At 73.3% G+C, this 6,160-nt stretch carries 4 protein-coding genes and 1 pseudogene; 3 read left to right on the top strand and 2 right to left on the bottom strand.

All coding sequences use genetic code 11. The features are described from left to right. Positions 1-167: 167 nt before the first annotated feature. From efeB to ACFWOG_RS38845, 3 genes are all read left to right on the top strand, one after another. Complete coding sequence (gene efeB / locus ACFWOG_RS38855) at positions 168-1,508, top strand: iron uptake transporter deferrochelatase/peroxidase subunit (protein WP_380364286.1); 1,341 nt, start codon at positions 168-170, stop codon at positions 1,506-1,508. Positions 1,509-1,552: 44 nt separating this feature from the next. Beyond that, complete coding sequence (gene efeU, locus ACFWOG_RS38850) at positions 1,553-2,404, top strand: iron uptake transporter permease EfeU (RefSeq protein WP_355409240.1); 852 nt, start codon at positions 1,553-1,555, stop codon at positions 2,402-2,404. A gap of 227 nt (positions 2,405-2,631) precedes the next feature. Then, positions 2,632-3,297, top strand: a complete 666-nt coding sequence (locus tag ACFWOG_RS38845) for an HNH endonuclease family protein (protein WP_329948714.1) — start codon at positions 2,632-2,634, stop codon at positions 3,295-3,297. A 135-nt stretch (positions 3,298-3,432) separates the two neighbouring features. On the opposite strand, the gene ACFWOG_RS38840 is transcribed toward ACFWOG_RS38845, so the two are convergent. Together ACFWOG_RS38840 and ACFWOG_RS38835 are read right to left on the bottom strand one after the other, a co-directional pair. Next, positions 3,433-5,991 (bottom strand): ABC transporter permease, encoded by a 2,559-nt coding sequence (locus tag ACFWOG_RS38840; RefSeq protein ID WP_380364284.1) that lies wholly within the window; start codon positions 5,989-5,991, stop codon positions 3,433-3,435. Positions 5,992-6,065: 74 nt separating this feature from the next. Continuing rightward, positions 6,066-6,160, bottom strand: a pseudogene (locus ACFWOG_RS38835) (ABC transporter ATP-binding protein); the annotation flags it as partial.

Here is a 6,160-nt window from a genome sequence, read left to right as displayed (position 1 = left end):
ACGCTGCCCGCCGGGGTCGTCACCGATTCGGGCCGGGCCGGGCGGCCCGCCCGCCCCGCTTCCGGGGCGGGCGGGGCCGCCCCACCGCGACCACCCCCGCCCCCCCGCCGTGGCGGCCCGCGCGGCCGCCACGGCGCGAGTCCCGTACAGAGAAGGGTCCGCCGCCGATGGACGCCGAGCAGGAGCAGCAGAACGGGGCGCCGGACCACGGGACGCCGTCCCTCAGGGGTGGCGAGCCCGGGGCCAGGGAGCCGGGTGGTGCCGCCGGTGGCGGGTTCAGCCGCCGTGCGGTGATCGGCTGGGCCGGTGCGGGGGCCGCCCTGGGGGCGGCCGGCGTCGGCTCGGTGGCCGCCGCGACCCGCCGGGAGGAGGACGCCCCGGCGCCGGCCGCCGCGGGCGGGGACGTCGCGTTCTTCGGGGAGCACCAGTCCGGGATCGCCACCCCCGTCCAGGACCGGCTGCACTTCGCGGCCTTCGACGTCTCCGCGTCGGCGACCCGCGAGTCGTTGGTGCGGATGCTCAAGGAGTGGACCAGGGCCGCCGCGGCGATGACCGGCGGTCGCGAGGTGGGCAGCGGTGCGGCGAGCGGCCTGCCGCAGGCGCCGCCGGACGACACCGGCGAGGCGCTGGGCCTGCCGGCCTCCCGGCTGACCCTCACCGTCGGCTTCGGTCCGGGCCTGTTCGACAAGGACGGCGTGGACCGCTTCGGCCTGAAGGCGCGGCGCCCCGAGGCGCTGATCGACCTGCCCCGGTTCAAGGGCGACAACCTCGATCCGCAGCGCAGCGGCGGGGACCTCTGTGTCCAGGCCTGCGCCGACGACCCCCAGGTGGCGGTGCACGCGATCCGCAACCTGGCCCGCATCGGGATGGGGACGGTCAACATCCGCTGGTCGCAGCTGGGTTTCGGCAAGACCTCCTCCACCACGCCCGATGCGCAGACACCGCGCAACATGATGGGCTTCAAGGACGGCACCCACAACATCGCCGGCACCGACGCCGCCGCGCTGGCGCAGCACGTCTGGGTGGCGCCCGGCGAGGGGCCGGAGTGGATGACCGGCGGTTCCTACCTGGTCGCCCGGCGGATCCGGATGCACATCGAGACGTGGGACCGTACGTCGCTCAAGGAGCAGGAGGACGTCTTCGGCCGCACCAAGGGCGAGGGCGCCGCGTACGGGAAGGCCCGGGAGCACGACGCGCCGGACCTGGACGCCATGCCCGGGGACGCCCACGTGCGCCTGGCGCACCCGGACTCGAACGGCGGCCACATGATCCTGCGGCGCGGCTTCTCCTTCACCGACGGGACGGACGGGCTGGGGCGGCTGGACGCGGGCCTGTTCTTCCTGGCCTACCAGCGGGACAGCCGTACGGGGTTCGTCCCGCTGCAGCAGCGCCTCGCCGCGTCGGATGCGCTGAACGAGTACATCCAGCACGTCGGTTCGGCGCACTTCGCCTGTCCGGCGGGTGTGCGCAAGCCCGGTGAGTGGTGGGGCCAGGCCCTCCTCGGCTGACCGTTCCGCCCGTCACCCCTGTACAACCTCCGGAGGAGGGTGCCGTGTTCGGCAACTATCTGATCGGCCTGCGCGAGGGTCTGGAAGCCAGCCTCGTCGTGTGCATTCTCATCGCCTACCTCGTCAGGACCGGCCGCAGGGACAAGCTCCCACCGGTGTGGGCGGGCGTCGGTGCGGCGGTCGCCCTCAGCATGGCGTTCGGCGCGGTGCTCCAGTACGGCTCGACGCAGCTGACGTTCGAGGCGCAGGAGGCCCTCGGCGGGACGCTGTCGATCGTGGCGGTGGGTCTGGTCACCTGGATGGTGTTCTGGATGCGCCGCACCGCCCGGCACCTGAAGACGGAGCTGCACGGCAGGCTGGACGCGGCGCTCGCGATGGGCACGGCCGCCCTGGTGGTCACCGCGTTCCTGGCGGTCGGGCGGGAGGGGCTGGAGACGGCGTTGTTCATCTGGTCGGCCGTGCAGGCGACCGACGACGGCTACAACCCGATCATCGGTGCGGCGCTGGGTCTGTTGACCGCGGTGGTCCTGGGCTGGCTGTTCTACCGGGGCGCGTTGAGGATCAACCTGGCGAGGTTCTTCACCTGGACCGGCGCGATGCTGGTGGTGGTCGCCGCCGGGGTGCTGGCCTACGGGGTGCACGACCTCCAGGAGGCCGGCTGGCTCCCCGGCCTGCGCAGCCGCGCCTTCGACATCAGCTCCGGCATCCCCAAGGACAGCTGGTACGGCACGCTCCTCAAGGGCGTGTTCAACTTCCAGCCCGACCCGACGGTCCTCCAGCTCGTGGTCTGGGCGGCCTACCTGGTCCCGACTCTGGCGATCTTCCTGAACGTCTTCGGCGGGCGCCGCACCAAGCCTGCCGCGCCGAACGCGGGAGCGGCCAACTCGGCTGTTTGAGCGAAGAGTTCAGGCCACCTGGTGGCCTCGAAGGCCCCGTCCGGCAACCCGCCGGGCGGGGCCTTCGGCGTTCCTGCGCCCGCCGGGACGGGTGTGGTGCTGACGCCCGCTCAAAAGTTCACCTCCCGGCTCTACCCGCGTATACCCCCGGGGCCGCATGCTGGTCGGCAGCCCGGGCCGCTCCGCCCGGGGGCTTTCCCCTGCCCTCGTCGACTCAGGAGTCCCCCATGTCCGCGATACCCGTGCCCCGTCCGTCCCGCCTGCCCCGCCGCGCCCCGGCCGCCGCCCTCGGCGCCCTGCTGCTCGCCCTCGTCACCCTGCTGACCGGCGCCGGCACCGCCCGGGCGGCCCTGCCGACCCCGGTCTCCGCCGCCACCGCGCGCAGCTACCTCGCCTCGATCGCGGTGTCCGCCGAGTCCCACGCCTCCACCTACGACCGGGCGCTCTTCCCGCACTGGATCACCGTCTCCGGCACCTGCAACACCCGTGAGACGGTCCTCAAGCGGGACGGCAGCAACGTCGTCACCGACTCCGCGTGCGCCTCCGTCAGCGGCACCTGGTTCTCGGTCTACGACAACGCCAGCACCACCAGCGCCTCGTCCTTCGACATCGACCACGTGGTGCCGCTCGCCGAGGCCTGGCGCTCCGGCGCCTGGGCCTGGACCACCGGCCAGCGCCAGGGCTTCGCGAACGACCTGACCCGCCCGCAGCTGATCGCGGTCTCGGCGAGCTCCAACCGCAGCAAGGGCGACCAGGACCCGGCCCACTGGCTGCCGCAGACCTCCTACCGGTGCACCTACGCCCGCGCCTGGGTGCAGGTGAAGTACTACTACGGCCTCAGCGTGGACAGCGCCGAGAAGAGCGCGCTCTCCTCGATCCTCAACGGCTGCTGAGGAAACGTTCGCTCAGCGCGGCGCACACCGGAGTCGCCGGGAACACCCCGCCCGCCACGACAGACCGCTCGTGACGGCGCCGCCCGTAGGGAGGAGTCCCGGCGGGCGGCGCCGTGCGTGCGGTACCGGACGGCGCTAGTCGCTCTTGATCGCGCTCAGGATGTCCGTCCGGGCCGCCCGGCGGGCCGGCCAGAGCGCGGCCAGCAGGCCGATCACCGCGGCGGCCACCAGGAAGCCCAGGATCTGCACCGGCGGCACCACCGTGGTGATGTTCCTGAACACGTCCTTCATGGTCCGGACGCCGGCCCAGGCGGTGACGATGCCGAGCAGCACACCGACCACGCCGCCGAACAGGGCGATCATCAGGGACTCCAGCCGGACCATCCGGCCGATGCCGCGCCGGTCCAGACCGATCGCCCGCAGCATGCCGATCTCCCGGCGGCGCTCGAACACGGACATCGCCATGGTGTTCACCACGCCCAGGACCGCGATCACCACGGACATGCCCAGCAGCCCGTACATCATGCTCAGCACGGCGGAGACCATCTCGCGGTTCTCCGCCTTGATGTCCTTGTCGCCCTTGACCGCGATCAGCGGGTTGCCGCCGGTGGCGTCGCGCAGCGCCTGCTTGAGCGCGGCGTCCGGGCCGTCCGGGCCCTTGACGAGCACCTTGTCCAGCCCGGTGCCGGCGCCGGCGTGCGGGCCGACCACGCTCTCGGGGGCGATCAGCCCGGACACCACGGTGCTGTGCCCGATCAGGCCGCCGACGGTCAGGGTGGCCGGGCTGCCGTCCGGGTAGGTGCCGGTCAGGGTCGAGCCGACGGTGAGGCCGTTCCGCGCGGCGTAGTCGGCGCCGGCCAGCAGCTTGCCCTGCTTGAGCGCGTCGGCCGAACCCTCGGTGGTCTTCACGTCGACCAGCCGGTCGAAGGTGGCCGCGTCCACCGAGGTGAGCCACGAGGTGTCGTCCTCGGCGGCCTTGACGGGAACGGTGCGCATCACGCTCGTCGCGGTGAGCCCGGGGATCCTGGCGATCTGGGGGGCGACCTCGGGGGAGAGCATGGAGAAGTTCGACATGGCGACGGCGTAGTCGGCCTTGAGGTCGTTCGCGGTGGCCTCGTCGACGGCCTTGTTCACCGAGGCGCCGACCACGGTCAGCGCGGTGATCAGGGTGACGCCGATGGTGAGCGCGGAGGCGGTGGCGGCGGTGCGGCGCGGGTTGCGCACCGCGTTCTCGCGGGCCAGCTTGCCGGGCGTGCCGTAGAGCCTGCGCAGCAGCGGGGCGACCAGGGCGATCAGCGGCCGGGAGAGCAGCGGGGTGAGGACGAAGACGCCGATCATCAGCGCACCCGCGCCGAGGCCGACCAGCTTGGCCTCCTTGCCGGCCGCGCCGGCCAGCAGGCCGCCCACGCCGGCGAGGGCGAACAGCAGGCCGATCGCGTTGCGGACCACGAGGGACTTCTGGGTGGCGGGCTGCTCGACGGAGCTCATCGCGGCGACCGGGGCGATCCGCGAGGCACGGCGTGCGGGCAGCCAGGCGGCGAGCAAGGTCACCGCGACGCCGACGCCGACGGAGCCGAGCACCGTGGAGGGGCCGATCACCAGCGGGCCGTCCGGCAGGTTGGCCTCGAAGGGGCCGTTGAGCAGGGCGCGCAGTCCGGTGGCGATGCCGATGCCGACGACCAGCCCGCCGAGCGAGGCGGTGAGGCCGACGAGCAGTGCCTCGGCGAGCACCGAGCGGGTGATCTGCTTGCGGCTGGCGCCGACGGCGCGCAGCAGGGCCAGTTCCCTGGTGCGCTGGGCGACCAGCATGGTGAAGGTGTTGGCGATGATGAAGATGCCGACGAAGAGCGCGATGGCGGCGAAGCCCAGCAGGACGGTGGAGAGGCCCTTGGTGCCCTCGGCGATCATCCGGTCCTGCTCGTCCGCGAGCTCGCGGCCGGTCCGGGCCTCGACGGAGTCGCTCTGCGGCACGGCCTGCTTCACGGCGGCGAGCAGCGCGGTGTCGTCGGCGCCGGGCCTGCCCCTGACGTCGATCTCGGCGAACCGGCCGGGGCTCAGGTAGAGCTGCTGGGCGGTGGCGGTGTCGAACGCGGCGAGCGATCCGCCGGAGACGACGCGCGGGTCGTTGGTGTGCAGGGTGCCGGTGAGCCGGAGCTCCATGACCGGGCCGTTGACGGCAACGCGGACGGTGTCGCCGACCTTGTAGCCGCCCTTCTCGGCGGTCCTGGCGTCCAGCGCGATCTCCTGGGCGCCGCGCGGGCCGCGTCCGTCGACCAGCGGGTAGCGGGGGTCGGTGCCGTCGGCGCCGGGCACGTAGTTGGTGCCGGTGGTGGAGAAGCCGTTGCCGATCAGTGCGCCCTTCCGGTCGGCGATGCCGGCGAAGCCGCTGACCACGCCGCGGGCCTCGGCGGCGCCGGGCAGCGCGGCGATCGCCCCGCGCGTCTCCTCGGACAGGGCCGGGCCGGCCTCGGCGCCGCCGCCGTGGTCGTACCCCTTGCTGACGGCGGAGCGGTCGCTGACGGTCACGGTGATGTCGGTGTAGCTCTTGGCGCTCTGGGAGCGGAGCGCGCTGCCGAGCGTGTCGGTGAAGACCAGGGTGCCGGCCACGAAGGCGGTGCCGAGGAGGACGGCGAGCGTCGTCATCAGCAGTCGGCCCTTGTGGGCCAGCACGGTGCGCAGTGCGGTGCGGTACATGGAGTGGTGTCAGTCCTGGAAGGTCGTGGGGACGGAGGCCGGAGCGGCGCCGGGCGGGTGGGCCGGGATCCGGCTCAGCTGGTGCGGCCCTTGGCGTCGAAGCGGCGCATGCGGTCCAGGACGGTGTCGGCGGTGGGCTGGTGGAGTTCGTCGACGATGCGGCCGTCGG

Origin of the sequence: Kitasatospora sp. NPDC058406, from assembly GCF_042722765.1 — a bacterium.
Taxonomy (GTDB): Bacteria; Actinomycetota; Actinomycetes; order Streptomycetales; family Streptomycetaceae; genus Kitasatospora.
The sequence above is the reverse complement of the archived record's forward strand: the minus strand, read 5'-3'. Positions and strand labels throughout refer to the sequence as shown.